We start from the raw sequence: 17,286 nt of genomic DNA, 5'->3' as shown, positions 1-17,286 counted from the left end.
CTTCTTCTTTATACTCAATCCCATACATTCAATTTTTTAGAATTAAAAGAAAAGCAATAATTCGCTAAAATCTCATTTATTATAAGTACTAAAATTGAGGTTATTATGAGAATTTTACATGCATTAGCACAAAGACCAGGAAAGACTGGAAGTGGTGTCTTTTTACAACAATTATTTAAAACTGGACATGAAAAAAAATATGAACAAGCTGTTTTAGCAGGTGTACCTTTTAGTGAACAAAATCCTGATATTGATAACTTAGATATGAATAATTTTTATCCTGTATTATTTGAAACAAATGAATTAAACTTTCCTGTTGTTGGAATGAGTGATGTAATGCCTTATTCAAGTACTAAGTATAGTGATTTAGATGAAGAAATGTTTAAAGTATACGAAAAAGAGTTTAAAAAAGTTATCAAAAAAGCAGTTGATGAGTTTAAACCTGATGTTGTTATTTGTAATCATATTTGGCTTTTATGTGGTTTTATAAAAGATTTATACCCTAATTTAAAAGTCTTAGTTTTATGTCATGGAACGGACTTACGACAACTAGAACGAGCTGTAAGATTAACTCCAATAGTAAAGAATAAAGTACCAAGCTGTGATTACTTTTTTGCTTTAAATTCAGCACAAGCAGAAGAAATATTTCAATTACATGATATAAAAAAAGAACAAGTTATTACCTCAGGAAGTGGTTATAACCCGGATATGTTTTATCCAATCAAAAAAGAGAAAAATAAAAAAGTAAGAGTTGTATATATTGGAAAAATTTGTAACTATAAAGGTGTTCCAAATCTTTTAAATGCAATTGATAAAACAGATAATTATAAAAATATTGAGTTAAATCTAGTTGGTCATGGAAATGTTGAAGAGAGTGATATCATAATTAAAAGTATAAAAAATAGAAAAACTGAAGTTAATTATTTAGGAGCAATATCACAAGATAAATTAGCTGAGTTTTTAAGAACAACAGATATCTTTATTCTTCCATCATTTTTTGAGGGTTTACCTCTTGTTGTAATAGAATCTTTAGCTTCAGGAGCTAAAGTGATTTGTACTGATTTGCCAGGTCTTGATGATTTTTTAGGTGAAAAATTAAAAAGCTTAAATGCAATAAGATATATAAAAATGCCAAGACTTAAAAATGTTGATACTCCATATGAAGAAGATATAGAAGCTTTTGAAAATAGTATTACTAAAAGTATTGATGAAGCTAGTTTAGAGATAATAAACGAAGATGAATATAAAATTAATGAAGTAATTGATTGCTTAAAAGATAAAACTTGGCATGGATTATTTACACGCTTAGAGAGATTTTTTTAGATATAAAATTAAATATTACTAACTTAAAATAGTTCAAAAGAACTTCTATATAAAAGGATTTTAAAACAGTGTATAAAGAAATACATTTAATTACAAATGAGAATGATGAAGAAGTTCTTAATAAGATAATAGATTATATAAAAGAAAAAGAAAATATTCAAACAAAAGTTTCTCTAAATAAGATTTTTAATGATAAAGAGAATGCTAACACTCTTTTTCTTTTATTCTTAGATGATAAAAATGTTAAAGAGTTTTTTAAAAATCATATTAATTCTAATATAAATATTGGAATCTTACCCCATGAAGAGTGTTCAAATATTCTTAATAATTATGGAATTTGTACAGATATTTTTGAGGCTATTGATGATGCATTGAATCCTGAATTATTAACAAAAATAGATTTATTAAAGTGTAATGATATGATTGCAATTAACCGTGTTTCTATTGGTGATATGCATGGAATGAATAGACTTGATTATAATAAAAATAGTAGGTTTCAAAAGTTTAAAATATTTTATAGAAATTTAAAAGATTTAACTTTTAGAAATTATACTTTAACTACATCAAAAGAACACTCGATTCAAACTGTAGCTTCTGGTATCACAATTCTTGAACACTCAAGTAAATTAAATAAAGACTCAGCAATAAGAGATGAATTATCTATTCATGATGGAAAGCTTAATGCTTATATCTTAGCTCCTACTTCACTTCTTTCTTATATTTGGTATCTAATAGCCATATTTTTTTATCAAAAAATATCTTTAGTTTCTTTACCCAAAAGTTTAGGTTTTATAAAAAGTACAAAACTTTCAATTTCTTCAGATGATAATTTAGATTATAAAATAGATAATAAAGTAGTTTTTCAATCACAAAATATTGAACTTGAGGTATTAAAAGATTCTATAAATATACATGTAGGTAGAGTTTTATTAGATATTGTAAATATTGATAGTAATAATATGGAAGAAAAAGATGTTATTAAAGTAAATTTATTACCAAAAGGTGAATTAAAAAACATTTTGATTAATAATAAGATACCATTATTTAAAAAAGCAAGTGATGATGATTTTAAAGATTTATTAACAGCATTAAAAGATAATGCAAAATTTTCATCTACATATTTAATATTAATGATATTAAGTACTTTACTTGCAACTACAGGACTTTTTGCAAACTCGGCACCTGTAATTATAGGTGCAATGATATTAGCACCTTTAATGGCTCCTATTATTTCACTATCAATGGGTGTTATTAGAACAGACAAGTTTTTATTATTTAAAAGTATTAATACTTTAATAATTGGTATTTTTATGGCTTTATTATTCTCTTGCGTTTATACACTATTTATTCCTTTAGAGCAGATAACAAGTGAAATGCAAGGAAGATTACATCCTAATTTATTGGATTTATTAGTAGCAGTTTTTTCAGGAATTGCAGGAGCTTATGCTACATCTAAAGATGAAATTTCAAAATCACTTGCAGGTGTTGCTATTGCTGTTGCTCTTGTACCTCCTTTAAGTGTTACAGGTATTGGCTTAGGTCTTGGAAATATAGATGTTATTTATGGTTCTTTTCTACTATTTATTACAAACTTAGTTGGTATTACATTAAGTGCAGCTTTAACTTTCATTGTTTTAGGTTTTGCACCTGTTATGAAAGCAAAAAAAGGAGTGTTTTATACATCTATAATAATGGCAATTGTTGCTATTCCTTTATTTTTATCTTTTATAAAAGTTGTAGATAGAAATAAGTATTTTGATGAATTAAATAGTTTAAAAGTTTTAATTTTGAATAATGAAAAAGTTGATTTAAATATAAAAACAATAGATAATAAAAAAGATATGATTTTAGTAAATCTTGAAGTAGTGTCAAGTAAACCTTTAAGTCTTCTAGATTATAATCTTATTAAAAACAAGTTAGAAGATACTTGTGATAAAAAAATTGTTTTAAAAGTTAGTCCTGTAATTTTATTAAATTAGAAAAAAAGGTTTTATTTCCTTTTATTTCTGACATCTTTAATCCATAATATATTTAATATAAATACTGATAAAAAAGCCAAAACAGTAGATGTTATAGCAGTTCCTACGTATAAAGATAATGCTATTTCATTTATATTTTCATTCATGGTTTCAAAACTAAACTCTATGGGGTCTTTTACATTTAGAACTAAATTTCCTAATTCATATTCAAAGTAGTATATAAAAGGCATAGTTAAAGGATTTGAGACCCAAACTAATAAAATTGTAATAGGAAGATTAACATTAAAAATAATAGCTAAAAGAGCTACTAAAAGCATTTGAAAGGGCATTGGAATAAAGGCTACAAAAACTCCAATAAAAACACCACCAAGAACTTTTTTTCTTGATAAGCTCCATATCTCTTTTTTATAAAGTAATTTACCAAAAATTTTTAATATCTTTTGATCTTTTATTTTTTCATGTGTTGGTAAGACTTTTCTTAATCTAGCTCTTGGCATTTTCCCTCTTTTTCGCTTGAGTTTAGTATTATAATATTAAATCTATTAAATTTTATAACTATTTTGATTAATCATCTTTTATTAATCAAAAATGTATTATCATAAGAAAAAATATATTTCTAAGGATTCGTTATTTCTACAGCTAAAGAGAGTAAAAAAAACTCTATAATTGAAAACTCACTTAAATTATTTTCTAAAAAAGGTTTTTATAATACAACAATTCCAGATATTGCAAAAGCAATGAAAATGAGTGTTGGTAATATGTATAACTATTTTTCATCAAAAGAAGAACTTGCAAAATATGCAATAAAGTATTCAACAAATGTTTTAGCTCAAGAGTTAAAATCAGTAAATGAGATGGATATAAGTTCAAAAGAAAAAATTTATCTATTTACAAGAAAATATTTTGAAAATGTGTCAAACTCTCCTGAAGTTGTTGAGTACTTTTTAAGAGTATATTTATCTAATAGAGAGGTATTTAATCAAGGTTGTGAGGGTTTTATTTGTGTAGGAGATTTTGTAACAGAAGTTATGATTCTTTTAGATGAAGGAGCTCAAAATAAAGAGTTTAGAGAACAAGATTTTTTCCCTGCATTTGCAATGATTATGGGATGTCTTGGAGGTTTTGCTTTTTTAAGTGGTGAAAATGTACTTGAAAAAGATTTACTTTCATATTCAGATTCGATTGCTGATAATATATATCGTGCATTAAAGTATGACGAATAAAAATAAACCTACGATTGTATGGTTTCAAGCAATTACATGTAATGGTAATACTCACTCTTTATTAAGTGCTAACTCTGCAAGATTAGAACTATTTTTAAATAGTTTCAATCTTATTTATCATCCTTCTTTAACAATTGATAAAAGTTTAGAAGATATATTAAGTCAAAAAGAAAAAATTGATTATTTATTAGTTGAGGGTGCGATATCTTCAAATAGTGATATTTTTGCATTATCAAATGACAATACAAACAATATATTAAATAAACTAGCTTCAAAATCAAATCACATAATAGCTGTTGGTTCTTGTGCTGCTTATGGTGGTATTCATGCAAAGTTTGAACAACATAAAGATGTATCAGGAATAAAAGATAATATAAAACACAAAACTCTCAAAAATTTAAAGCATGAAATTATAAACTTAAACGGCTGTCCAGTTCATCCAGAATGGATACTTCAAACTCTTTTTACTTTAGAGGCTTATGGAAAAATTCAAATTGATGATGAGGGAAGACCTATTGAATTATATAGTACCTTAGCTCATCATGGTTGTACAAGAAATGAATATTTTGAATGGAAAATAGAGGGTGCTTTTGGAGAAAAAGAAGGATGTCTATTTTACGATCAAGGTTGTCGTGGTCCTATGACAAAAAGCTCTTGTAATAAAATATTATGGAATGATGTAAGTTCAAAAACAAGAGCAGGAATGCCCTGTATTGGATGTACGGAAAGTGACTTTCCAAGAAGTAATATGTTAGAAACAAAAAAGAATATTGGTATTCCACTTGAAGTGCCACTTGGGATTTCAAAGCGTGCATACCTTTCTATTACAGGAATTGCAAAGACTTTTAAAATTGATAGATTAAATAAAAAGCTAATGGATAATAAATGAAAACAATAGACTTAGTTGAAAGAATTGAGGGTGAAGCTAAATTAAGCTGTTCATGGAAAAATGGAATTGTAAATGATGCCTCTATTGATTTTTTAAACTTTAGAGGTTTTGAATTTATTTTAGAAAATAAAGAGCCTCTTGACGCTCTTGTATATACACCTAGAATCTGCGGTATTTGTGGACAAGCACATCTTAAAGCTACAGTTGATGCACTAGAAGATGTATATAAAAATATAAATGAACCTTTAACTATAACTCCTAAAGCTTTACTTTTACGAGAAATTGGTTTAAATATTGAGATTATCGATTCTCATATAAAATGGTTTTATATGTTTATTATGCCAGATATTGTGAAACTTGAAACAAATGACTTAGGAATATATCAACCTTTAAGAGGAAGAAGATGGTTAGAAGCTTCTAAAACTGCAAGTGAAACTATAAAAGCACTAGCTTTAATAGGAGGACAGTGGCCACATACATCGTATATGATTCCAGGTGGTGTTATGAGTGATCCTACACTTTTAGAAATCACTTCAATTCAAAATTATATGGATTATGCAATTAGATTCTTTGAAAACTCAATTTCAGGACTTGATTTTGATAAGTACTTATCTTTTAATAATATTAGTGATTTAGAGTTAGTTAAAGGTGATTTAAAATACTTTAAAGATAACTCCTTTACACACTCACTTGAAAAACTAGGTAAGTCACATGATAGATTTATATCTTTAGGTTCTTCATCTTTATTTGAAACGGGAAAAATTAGACAAAGAACAGTTCACAAACTTGACTTAAATAAAATTAAAGAGAGTAGTGAGCATACTTTTTCAATAAATAAAGAAGAGAATACAAGTAAAAAAACAACTTGGTCAAAGAGTGTAAGTTATGATAACTCATTTTTTGAGACAGGTCCTCTTTCACGTGCATTAATTTCTAATAGAAGTTTTATTAAAGATCTTCATAAAACTTATGATGATTCTTGTATGACTAGAGTATTTGCAAGAATGGATGAATTAGCTCATCTACTAGAAAATACTAAATCTTTATTATCTCAAATTGATATCTCTGAAGAATCTTTTATAAAACCAAAGTATTCTTTAAAAGATGTAGAAAAAGCAAGTGGAACTTCAGTAGTTGAAGCTTGTCGTGGTTCTTTGTATCATAAAGTTGATATAGAAAAAGGAAAAATAAAAAAGTATGATGTAATAACACCAACTGTGTGGAACTTAGGTCCTAGAAAAAAAGATGAAAATGGTATAGCTCAAGAAGCAATAATTGGCTCACCAAGTATTGAAATAGCTAAAATAGTTCTTAGAAGTTTTGATGTTTGTTCAGTTTGTACTACTCACTAATATAAATTATATTACTAAAACTGTATATAAAAGTAACAGTTTATAAAATAAAGTAAAAATATTAAATTTTATAAAACTATATTATTTTATTCATATAAATGAATACTTATTCACTTGAAAACCTAAGCTTAGGTAATCCTTAAAACTATAATCTTACATAATAAATAAATGCTATTTTGATGCTATGAATAGTCATTCATCTTTTAAGTATTGCTTAAGTTTAGACTTGTTAACTTTTCTATAGTAAATGAACATTCATTTTTAAAGGAGAGTTGTATATGATAGATTCTGCAGAAATGGTAAAAAAAGTTTTTACCCAAAAATCAGGAAGAGTTGAAACAAATAAAGGTGATAAATTCTATAACGATTTATTTGATCAAGCAAAAAAGAGATTATCAAGTTTAAGAGCACAAGAACCTCTTAAAGATATTGATATGATGGATGTAATTGAGAGTGAGGGTGTAAATAGAAGAGATTTTATGAAGTGGGTTAGTGCTACAACTGCTACACTTATGCTTCCTCCTATGTTTGCTCCACTTGTTGCAGAAGCTACTGAGCTTATGAATAGAGTTCCAGTTATTTGGATTGAGCTTCAAGATTGTGCGGGTAATTCAGAAGCACTTTTAAGGTCAGCCGCTCCTACAGTTGATGATTTATTATTTGATGTATTAAGTTTAGAGTTTCAAGAAACATTACAAGCAGCAGCAGGTCATGATGCTGACAAGCAACTAGAAGAAGCAGTTCATCACTTTAAAGGAAAATATCTTTTATTTGTTGAGGGTGCTATTCCTATGGCTAATAATGGTCAATATGGAACAATTGGTGCAATGGGTGAAACATTCCATGACCACTTAATTAGAATGGCTAAAGATTCAGCTGCAGTTGTAGCAGTTGGAACATGTGCTACTTTTGGTGGAGTTCCAGCGGCTGCTCCAAATCCAACAGGTGCTGTAGGTGTTATGGATTTAGTAAAAGGTAAGCCTATTGTAAATATTCCAGCATGTCCTGCAAACCCTGCAAATATGGTTGGTGTTATTTTACACTTTGTTTTAACTGGACAAATTCCTGAACTTGATTCATTATTAAGACCAAAGTTTGCCTTTGGTTATAGAATCCATGATAACTGTGAAAGAAGAGCACACTTTGATGCTGGAGAATTTGTAGAAGAGTGGGGTGATGAAGGTGCTAAAAATAACTTCTGTTTATATAAAGTAGGATGTAAAGGTCCTATGACTTTTAATAACTGTTCAATTGTACGATATAACGAGGGTACAAACTGGCCTATTGGTGTAGGACGTGGTTGTATTGGTTGTTCTGAACCAGATTTTTGGGATAAATATGCATATGAAAGACCAATGGCAGATGCAAAAATTAAAGCACCAACTGGTGGAGTTGAAAAAACTGTAGATGAGTTTGGTTTAGGATTATTAACAGCAACTACTGTTGGTATTGGTGTTCATGCAATTGCATCTGCAGTTGCTGGTAAAAAATCAGATGAAGGAGAAGAATAAAAATGGCAAAAAAACACTTAGTAGTTGATCCAATTACAAGAATTGAAGGACACTTAAGAATCGAAGCAATCATTGATGAAAACAATGTTGTTACTGATGCTTATGCTTCTTCTACAATGTTTAGAGGAATTGAAGAGATTTTAAAAGGCAGAGATCCACGAGATTGTGGTTTACTTGCTATGAGAATTTGTGGTGTTTGTACAGGAACTCACTATCAAAGAAGTATTGAAGCTGTTGAACATGCTTTTAATGTAACAATTCCTAAAAATGCAAGATTAGTGCGAAACTTAGTTCAAGGGGCACTATATTTACATGACCATATTGTTCACTTCTATCATTTACATGCACTTGATTGGGTTGACATTACAGAGGCTTTAAAAGCTGACCCAAAAGCAACAGTAAAAGAAGCTCAAAAATGGGCAGGATTATCAGGACAGAGACCTTGGAATGCAAGTGAGGATGTTTATGCAGAAGTTCAATCAAGAGTTACAAGATATGTAAAACAAGGAAGACTTGGAATTTTTGGAAATGCATATTGGGGTTCAAAAGGTTTTAAACTTACTCCTGAGCAAAACTTAATTGGTTTATCTCACTATTTAGATGCCCTTGAAGTTCAAAGAGAACTTGGAAAAATGATGGCTATCTTTGGTGGTAAAAACCCACATCCACAGTCTTTTGTTGTAGGTGGTGTAACTTGTGTGCAAGATATAAAAAATCCTGCAAGAATTGCTGAGTTTAAGCAACTACTTAAAAAAGCTACAAAGTTTTGTAAGCAATCATATTTACCTGATGTTTATATGGCTGGAACTATGTATGCGGATGAAGCTTTAGAAGGAATTGGTGGTGGTTTAGGAAACTATATGTCTTATGGTGGATTTAACCAAGATGATTTACCTTTCTATGAATCTTCAAAATTATTTCCATCAGGAATAGTAATGAATAAAGATTTATCAAAAGTCTTTGAAGTTGACCAAACAAAAATTACAGAAGATGTGACACATGCTTGGTACGAGGGTGAAACGAATTTACATCCTTATGAGGGGAAAACAATACCAAACTATACTGGTTTTGGTAAAAAAGAAGACAATATTGCTTATTTAGATACTGAGAATAAATACTCTTGGATTAAATCACCATTATATGATGATGAAAGAATGGAAGTTGGACCACTTGCAAGGATGATTGTAGGAGTTGCTAAAGGTGATGAAAGAATTACTAAGTATGTAACTACATTCTTAAAGCAAGGTAATTTACCAATTAAAGTATTATTTTCAACTGTAGGAAGAACAGCTGCAAGGGCAGTTGAAACTGAAATGATGGCAGATGTTATGATGGAATGGGTTGATGAATTAGCAGCTAATACTGCAAATGGTGATTTATCAACTTGGACTGAATTTGATTTTGATAATGTATCTGCTAATGCTGAAGGTTTTGGAATGGAAGAAGCTCCAAGAGGTGGATTAGGACATTGGATTAAAATTAAAGATGGAAAAGTAGCTAATTATCAAGCAGTAGTTCCTTCAACATGGAATGCAGCTCCAAGAGATTATAAAGGAAGACTTGGTGCTTATGAATCATCTTTAATTGGTACAAAAGTAGCAAATCCAGACCAACCTTTAGAAATCTTAAGAACCGTTCATAGTTTTGATCCTTGTATTGCTTGTGCTGTACATATTATTGATACTAATGGAAAAGAATTAGGTGTTTACAAAGTAGACCCAATAGGAGGAACTAGCCGTGCCTAATAGAAAAAAGGTTGAGCGAATGACTGCCACTATACGAATTATTCATTGGATGAATGCTTTTTGTATGATTGCTGCAGTTGCAACCGGTTTATATATAGGACATCCTTATTATCAATCTTTTATAGCAGATTCTGCTGTTGATAAGTATGTTATGGCTTGGAATAGATGGGGACATTTTATGGTTGCCATTATTTTTGATGTAACAGCAATATTAATTGGATATTTATACTTTTTCTCAAGATTTGAAAAACCTTATAAAAAGTTAATACCAAATAAACAAAATATTGTTGAATTTTTCGAAGTGTTTTTTAACTTAGTTACATTTAATAGAAGAAAAAAGTTTGATTCTACACATAGTGATTCTTATAATATTGTATTTTTTACAATATTCCATTTATTGCTAGTATTTATGCTTTTAACTGGGTTACAGTTATATGTACATGGTTTAGCATCAGGTTTAAGTTCAATTGGAACTTGGTGGCCTACTATGCTACATTTTACAACAGATTGGACTTTAGTTGTATTTGGTGGAAATATGGGTGTTAGAATGGCTCATCATACTGCAATGTATTTCATTATTGTTTGGGTTATGTGCCATGTTTATTATCAAATTTGGAGAACAATTTACTGGCAAGAGGGTGATATTGCTATTGTAATTAGTGGTAGTAAATTTGCAAAAGAAAAAAAAGACGATAAAGAAGACGAAAAGTAAACATATTGATTGAAGCTTTAAAGCTTCAGTCATTTAGGAGATAAAAATGAAAAAAAATATCATAATTGGTGTGGGAAATATGCTTTTTAAAGATGAGGGTGTAGGTATTTATGCTTCAGAGTTTTTAAAACAAAACTATTCATTTGAAGGTGATATTGAGATTATTGATGGTGGAACATTAGGGTTTAAACTAATGACATACTTTCAAGAGTATGAAAATGTTATTATTTTAGATACTGTGTCTATTGAAGATAAACCAGGAGAAATTTATAGGTTACCATCAGAAGTACTTTTAGGACTTGGTAGTTATAGAAAAACTGCACATGAAGTAGAAATAGTAGAAATGTTAGAAATTGTTTCAGCTTTAAATTCTCATGCAAATATAACTATTTTAGGGATAGTTCCAGAAGATATAATGAGTGTAGGTATTGGTTTGACTAAAATTATGGAAGATAGATTTGAAGAGTTTATTGCTCATGCAGTAAAAGAAATAGAATCCTTAGATATAAAAGCTAAAAAAATTGATAATATCTTGATACCTGACATAGTAAAAAGTATGATAGGTAGTTATAATGGTGAACATTTATCAAGAATCCCAAATGAAGAAGATATCAGATATGCAACTAATTTATAAAATTGAATTTAATACAACTAACCCTTATTTTAAACATATAATAGAAGACTTAATAAAAGAAGCAAATATTAATGCAACATGTAAACAATATCGATCCTGTTTAATCCTAAGATTTGATGCTAAAGCAGAAGCAATAGAGAGCTTTTTTGCCCTTTTAGAAAGCAAACTTCCTGTTTCTATCTTTTTGGGAAAATCTTATGTAATAGAAGAGTTTGATGAAACAATTGAAGAACTTGAAGAAAAAGATGTAAAGCAAAACTTATCTTTACTTACTAATGAATCAATAAGAAATATTATTGAAAATAATGATATAGATTTTTTAAATGATATTGTAAAAATATCAAAAGGTGAGGTTTCTAGATTTGAAACTCATAATGGATTAAAAGATCTATTTCTACCAAATAAAGAGATTAGAAAACGTTTTGAAAAAGATGGTTTTGAAGTAAAACTATTAATTACAAATATAGACAAGTTAACAGACTTATTTGATATAAGTAATAAGGACTTACAACTTTTATGCTCAATTGAAAGACCCTTAGTTAAGTTAAAGTTTAAACTATTACAAAATGCACAAAAAGATTTTTCTTCTACAAACTTTATTTATGCAAAGATTCCAGACGATAAAGAGACAGTTTTATTTTCAAAAGCATTAAAAGAGAATAATATAAATTGGGTTTTATATGTAAATGATGAAGTTTATCAAGATGGTTTAAAAACAACATATTTTAATGATAAAAATATAATCATTCATGGAGATAAAGGATTATTTCCAAAGTTTGATTATACAGCAAATAAAAAGTTTAATTCTTCAAAAGAGTATTTTGATGAAAATGGTGGAGTATATAAAGCTACATTGGCACAGTATGCTAAAAGATTAGTTCCTACAATAGGTGTATACTTTTCTTTAAAAAGTAAGAGTAGTACTATATCTATAAATATGCCCTCAACAGGTTTAAAAGAAGTTATTGTAATTCCTAATATTCATAATAGTATTGAAAACTGTATGGATGAAATAGCTACAATTGATGAACATTGCCAACGATTAGTTACTAATTATACAAATAAATTTTGTGAATATTTATCTAAAGATGTAGATAAAAATACTAATGGCTTTGAATCAATTTTAAATATGTGTGCAAAAGTACTTGGATTAAATGATGCAAAAGAGTTTGAAGATATTGCTTTAAGTGTAAATGTAAAAAGTGGAATACAAATAGATATGAAACTACTGGAGATGGATGGAATTAATTATTTAGATTATAGAAGAACTGTTCAATCTTTGATGTCATATAAGATGGCTGATGTAGATACAGGAACTCTAGCATATTCGTTTTATGAAAGTTTGAGTGAATTTGTATGTAATTATGTAAATGAAATATCTACAAAAACAAAATCAAAGGATGTTGTTCTTTGTGGAGATATGTTTTCTAATGCAATTTTACTTTCAAAAGTAAATAAAACTTTATCTAAAAGCTATAAGCTAATGATTCCTAAAGAGTATCCTTTAGACTATTAGTAAATGTTAAGAATGTGTAATAGGAAGTATTACAGTAAAAATTGCACCTGTATAAGTTTCATCTTCATACTTATAAGTAATATTATCAACTTCTAATGAACCTTTTATATGTCTTGAGATTATCTCTTGAGACATATATAAACCAATACCCGTTCCTTGAGCTTTATGTTTTGTAGTAAAATAAGGCTCAAAAACTCTTTGTATAATATCTTTATCAATTCCTTTTGCATTATCTTTAATTTTTATATAAACTAGCTTATCTTCTTTGTATATGTCTATAAAGATATATCTTTTCATATTAGTTGTAGAAAGCAAAGCATCTTGTGCATTGTTAATAATATTCAATAATATTTGTAATAACTCTCTTTCATAACTATTAATAGTAATATCTTCAATATTTTGAATAATATTTATGTTATTTACTTTTAAATTAGAACCAAGAAGTTTTATTGTTTTTTCAATTGCATTTTTTAATTCAAATGTAACCTTCTCTTTATCTGGTCTAAAAAAGTCTTTAAAATCTTCTATTGTATTAGAGAGATGATTTGCAGAATTAGTAATACTATTTATAGAATTATCTAAGAATTCATCACTAAGAGTATTCATCTCTTTTTGTATTTTTATTCCTGAAGAGGATGTTGTAATAACAGATAAAGGTTGTCTCCACTGATGAGCAATATTTTCAATCATTTCTCCCATTGCTGCAAGTTTCGTCTTTTGTGCTAATAAATCATGTTGTTTTTCATTTTCTTTTATTTTTGCTTCTATACTGCTTTTATAGTTTTTAAATTTTATTTCAATAATAGTTGATAAATAAAAAGATAAAATCAACAAAATTATTGTAATTATTATGGTAAAAATAAGTAAATTTTTTAAGTTTTCATTATATTTTATAGTTATCTCATTTTTTCTTTTATTAATAATTTCTGAAATATCATCTTTATAAAAACCTGTACTAATAACCCAACCCCATTTAGGAATTGTTTTTAGGTATATGATTTTTGAAGAAATATCTTTTGATCCTGGTTTATAAAAATCTAAATATACAAAACCTTTTTTATTATTAATTACATTTTGAATTTTTTCTAAAGATTTTAAATCATTCATATCTTTTAATTTTACTAAAGCATTTTTTCCTATTAGTTCTTTGTTAATATGACTTATATAGTTGTTATTTCTATCTGTAACTATAAAATAGCCATTTTCCCCAAATCTAAATTTGTTAATTTGTGATAAAACTTTATTTTGTATATCTTTTGTAAAATCTTCTACATATTCACCAGTACCTAAAAACCAGTCTAATTCATATATATTTTTTACAAAACCAATTTTTTTAAACTCTGTATTATCACCTTTGATTTTTCTCCAGTGCCACTCTTGATAAGACTCTTTCTTGTTTTTTAATAATTCAAGAGACTCTCTTAATACGTAAATACCTTTTGTATCTTGATAGTTAATAAGGTTTTTACCCTCAAGTTTTGGATTTAATGGATGGATAATGTTAATTGCTTTTTTGTCATATACAAAAAAATAGCCTCTATTGTTATTGAATCTAATATCTTTTAATGATGTTTTAACCATTAAAGCTATCTCTTCTTTAGTATGAGTATCTTTATATTGTGTATTAATATTTGTAATTATTGTATGAGCTTCATGAACTCTTTTTATAAGGGAGTTTTTTAAATTTTGTTCTGTATCTTTTTGTTCTTCAATAATATAGTCATAAATATTTTCAATTTGTTCTTTTATAATGTGTTTTTTATTCTCGATAAACTCTTTTTCTACATTATATTTAATTCTTTCAATATCTGAATTATTCTCAAAATAAAGGAAAGTAGATATGATTATTGATAAAAGTAATATTATTATGGGTACAGCAAATCTTATTACTCTTATTAATTGTTTTTCATTTTTAAAGTTCATAATAATAAGTATACTACATTTGTATGAATTTGGTATAATAATGTAAAAATGTTTTATAAATAAAGAGAGTAAATGCTTACGTTTAAAGTAAAAATAAAAGGTATTGTACAAGGTGTTGGATTTCGTCCTTTTGTTTATAATCTAGCCTTAAAATATAAAATAAATGGCTGGGTAAATAATGACGATAGGGGAGTTAATATTCTTCTATATTCAAGTAGTAAAAACTGTGATTTATTCTTAAAAGAACTAGAAGAAAACCCTCCTGTTTTATCAAAAATAAATAGTATTGAAATAAAAGAAATAACGTCATCAAAAATCTATGAAAACTTTGAAATTATTCAAAGTCAAACTTCAAATAAAAAATCTACAATAATCTCAAGCGATATAGCAATTTGTGATGATTGTATTGATGATATCAATGATAAATCAAATCATAGATACAATTATGCTTTAACAAACTGTACAAATTGTGGACCAAGATATTCTATTATTAAAACAGTTCCTTATGATAGAGTAAATACTTCAATGAAAGAGTTTGATTTATGTCCCACTTGTAAAAAAGAGTATGAAGATCCGACAAATAGAAGATATCATGCACAGCCAGTTTCTTGCTCTAAGTGTGGTCCAAATGTAAGTTTGTATAATAATAAAAATGAAAAACTTGCACGCGATATAGAAGCTATTAAAAGTATAGCTAAATATATCAATAATGGTGCTATTGTAGCTATAAAAGGAATAGGTGGTTTTCATCTGATTTGTGATGCAAAAAACACTAAAACTGTAGAAGAATTAAGAATTAGAAAAAGTAGACCAAGCAAACCATTAGCTGTTATGTTTAAAAATATACAGAGCATTAAAGAGTATACAAATATAACAAAAAAAGAAGAAGAGTTTTTAAACTCAAAAGAAAAGCCAATTGTCTTAGTTAAAAGAAAAGAAAATACAAGTTTAAGTCATTTTGTGGCTCCTGATATTTCAAGACTAGGGTGCTTTATAGCTTATACACCTTTACATAATATTCTTTTTAGATACTTAGATAATCCAATTATTGCAACAAGTGCAAATTTAAAAGATGAACCAATTATTAGATTTAAAGATGAAATTATAGAAAAACTTCCTTTAGTAGTTGAATATATTCTAGACTTTAACAGAGATATTATCAACTCATGTGATGATTCTGTTATACAAGTTGTGAATAATGATATCTTAAGTTTGCGAAATGCAAGAGCTTATGCTCCTACTGCTTTAAAACTAGAAAAGTCTTTTGATAAAAAGATTTTAGCCTTAGGTGCAAATCAAAAATCTACAATCTCAATAGCTTTTGAAAATAATTTAATTTTATCACCTCATATTGCTGATTTAAACTCTATAGAATCTATAGAATATTTTAAAAGAACTATTCAAACTTTTAAAGACTTTTATGACTTTGAACCTGATGTGATTATTTGTGATAAACACCCAAATTATGAAAGTACTAAATTTGCTAAAACTTTTGAAACAAAAACAATAGTTCAAATACAACATCACTATGCACATATTTTAAGTTGTATGGCAGAATATAATCTTAAAAAAGAAGTTATAGGTTTTGCATTTGATGGAACTGGCTATGGTGATGATAAAAATATTTGGGGTGGAGAAGTTTTTGTATGTGATAATAAAAAATACAAAAGAGTTAAGCACTTAAAATATTTTAAACTTTTAGGTGGGGAAGTATCGGTTAAAGAGCCAAAAAGAGTCGCCTTATCTTTATTATTTGATATATATAGTTTAGATGAGATAAAAACACTAGATTTAGAGTGTGTAAAAGCTTTTAAAGCAAGTGAAATATCTATGCTTTATACTATGTGGCAAAAAGGTTTAAACTCACCACTTACAAGCTCAATAGGACGTCTATTTGATGCAGTTGCATCATTAGCTGATATTTGCCAAATACAAAGTTATGAGGGAGAAACTGGTCTCTTAATAGAACAAGAGTATGATTCTTCTATAAAAGATAGTTATTCTTATAATATCAATGATGAAGAAATAGATATTTCCTCTATGATTAAAGAAATAGTAAAAGATAAAAATAAGACTCTTATTTGTTCAAAATTTATAAATACTTTAGTAAATATCATCTTAGAAATTTCAAGTAGTTATAAAGATTTACCTTTAGTTTTAAGTGGGGGAGTCTTTCAAAATAAAACACTTTTTGAATTACTAATCTCAAAATTAGACTCTTTAAATAAAGAGTATTACTACTCAAAAAATATTCCTTTAAATGATGGTGGAATTTCTGTCGGACAAATATATTCACAACTTTAATTACACATCTATAAAAGAAATAGGGGAGGGCTTTGAAGTATTTTCAAAGCTTTTTGTATTTTTAATAAAGTTAATCTAAATAAATCTATTGTTCTAATTTTAAATATTATACATAATGATTACATATAAACTATATATAAAATGATTATAATATGTACATAAATATTCTATAAGA

13 protein-coding genes are annotated in these 17,286 nt (G+C 27.5%); 11 read left to right on the top strand and 2 right to left on the bottom strand.

The features are described from left to right. Positions 1 to 105: 105 nt before the first annotated feature. Both GBG18_RS05990 and GBG18_RS05985 read left to right on the top strand, forming a co-directional pair. Positions 106 to 1,323, top strand: a complete 1,218-nt coding sequence (locus tag GBG18_RS05990) for a glycosyltransferase family 4 protein (RefSeq protein ID WP_152189316.1) — start codon at positions 106 to 108, stop codon at positions 1,321 to 1,323. A 68-nt stretch (positions 1,324 to 1,391) separates the two neighbouring features. Then, on the top strand, positions 1,392 to 3,302 hold the full coding sequence (locus GBG18_RS05985; protein ID WP_152189315.1) for a TIGR00341 family protein: 1,911 nt from the start codon (positions 1,392 to 1,394) through the stop codon (positions 3,300 to 3,302). 11 nt (positions 3,303 to 3,313) lie between these two features. On the opposite strand, the gene GBG18_RS05980 is transcribed toward GBG18_RS05985, so the two are convergent. After that, positions 3,314 to 3,799 carry a DUF2062 domain-containing protein gene (locus tag GBG18_RS05980; RefSeq protein ID WP_152189313.1) on the bottom strand — a complete coding sequence of 162 codons (486 nt, stop codon included), beginning with the start codon at positions 3,797 to 3,799 and terminating at the stop codon, positions 3,314 to 3,316. 132 nt (positions 3,800 to 3,931) lie between these two features. Between GBG18_RS05980 and GBG18_RS05975 the strand changes: the two genes are divergently transcribed. The 8 genes from GBG18_RS05975 to GBG18_RS05940 all read left to right on the top strand — a co-directional run bounded on the left by GBG18_RS05975 (position 3,932) and on the right by GBG18_RS05940 (position 12,884). Further along, entirely contained in the window at positions 3,932 to 4,525 is a 594-nt protein-coding gene (locus GBG18_RS05975) for a TetR/AcrR family transcriptional regulator (RefSeq protein ID WP_152189311.1), read from the top strand. Further along, positions 4,515 to 5,414 carry an NADH-quinone oxidoreductase subunit B family protein gene (locus tag GBG18_RS05970; protein ID WP_152189309.1) on the top strand — a complete coding sequence of 300 codons (900 nt, stop codon included), beginning with the start codon at positions 4,515 to 4,517 and terminating at the stop codon, positions 5,412 to 5,414. The genes GBG18_RS05975 and GBG18_RS05970 overlap by 11 nt, the downstream gene beginning before the upstream one ends. Then, positions 5,411 to 6,766, top strand: coding sequence for a nickel-dependent hydrogenase large subunit (locus GBG18_RS05965; RefSeq protein WP_152189307.1), 1,356 nt, complete (start codon positions 5,411 to 5,413; stop codon positions 6,764 to 6,766). Before GBG18_RS05970 ends, GBG18_RS05965 begins: the two co-directional genes overlap by 4 nt. Before the next feature lie 278 nt (positions 6,767 to 7,044). Next, positions 7,045 to 8,277 (top strand): hydrogenase small subunit, encoded by a 1,233-nt coding sequence (locus GBG18_RS05960; protein ID WP_152189305.1) that lies wholly within the window; start codon positions 7,045 to 7,047, stop codon positions 8,275 to 8,277. Between the two features lie 2 nt (positions 8,278 to 8,279). Then, positions 8,280 to 10,022, top strand: coding sequence for a nickel-dependent hydrogenase large subunit (locus GBG18_RS05955; protein WP_152189303.1), 1,743 nt, complete (start codon positions 8,280 to 8,282; stop codon positions 10,020 to 10,022). 19 nt (positions 10,023 to 10,041) lie between these two features. After that, complete coding sequence (locus GBG18_RS05950; RefSeq protein WP_152189351.1) at positions 10,042 to 10,734, top strand: cytochrome b/b6 domain-containing protein; 693 nt, start codon at positions 10,042 to 10,044, stop codon at positions 10,732 to 10,734. Between the two features lie 46 nt (positions 10,735 to 10,780). Beyond that, positions 10,781 to 11,368, top strand: coding sequence for a HyaD/HybD family hydrogenase maturation endopeptidase (locus GBG18_RS05945; protein WP_152189301.1), 588 nt, complete (start codon positions 10,781 to 10,783; stop codon positions 11,366 to 11,368). Next, positions 11,334 to 12,884: a Kae1-like domain-containing protein gene (locus GBG18_RS05940; RefSeq protein ID WP_226896424.1), complete on the top strand. Its 1,551-nt coding sequence runs from the start codon at positions 11,334 to 11,336 to the stop codon at positions 12,882 to 12,884. Before GBG18_RS05945 ends, GBG18_RS05940 begins: the two co-directional genes overlap by 35 nt. A 6-nt stretch (positions 12,885 to 12,890) precedes the next feature. Here the strand turns inward: GBG18_RS05940 and GBG18_RS05935 are convergent, their stop codons facing one another. Then, on the bottom strand, positions 12,891 to 14,807 hold the full coding sequence (locus tag GBG18_RS05935; protein ID WP_152189299.1) for a sensor histidine kinase: 1,917 nt from the start codon (positions 14,805 to 14,807) through the stop codon (positions 12,891 to 12,893). 72 nt (positions 14,808 to 14,879) lie between these two features. Between GBG18_RS05935 and hypF the strand changes: the two genes are divergently transcribed. Beyond that, on the top strand, positions 14,880 to 17,111 hold the full coding sequence (gene hypF, locus GBG18_RS05930; protein WP_152189297.1) for a carbamoyltransferase HypF: 2,232 nt from the start codon (positions 14,880 to 14,882) through the stop codon (positions 17,109 to 17,111). Positions 17,112 to 17,286 lie beyond the last annotated feature (175 nt).

It is taken from the genome of Poseidonibacter ostreae (assembly GCF_009208075.1).
In the GTDB taxonomy this organism is placed as follows: Bacteria; Campylobacterota; Campylobacteria; order Campylobacterales; family Arcobacteraceae; genus Poseidonibacter; species Poseidonibacter ostreae.
This window is presented reverse-complemented; position numbering and strand designations above follow the sequence as displayed.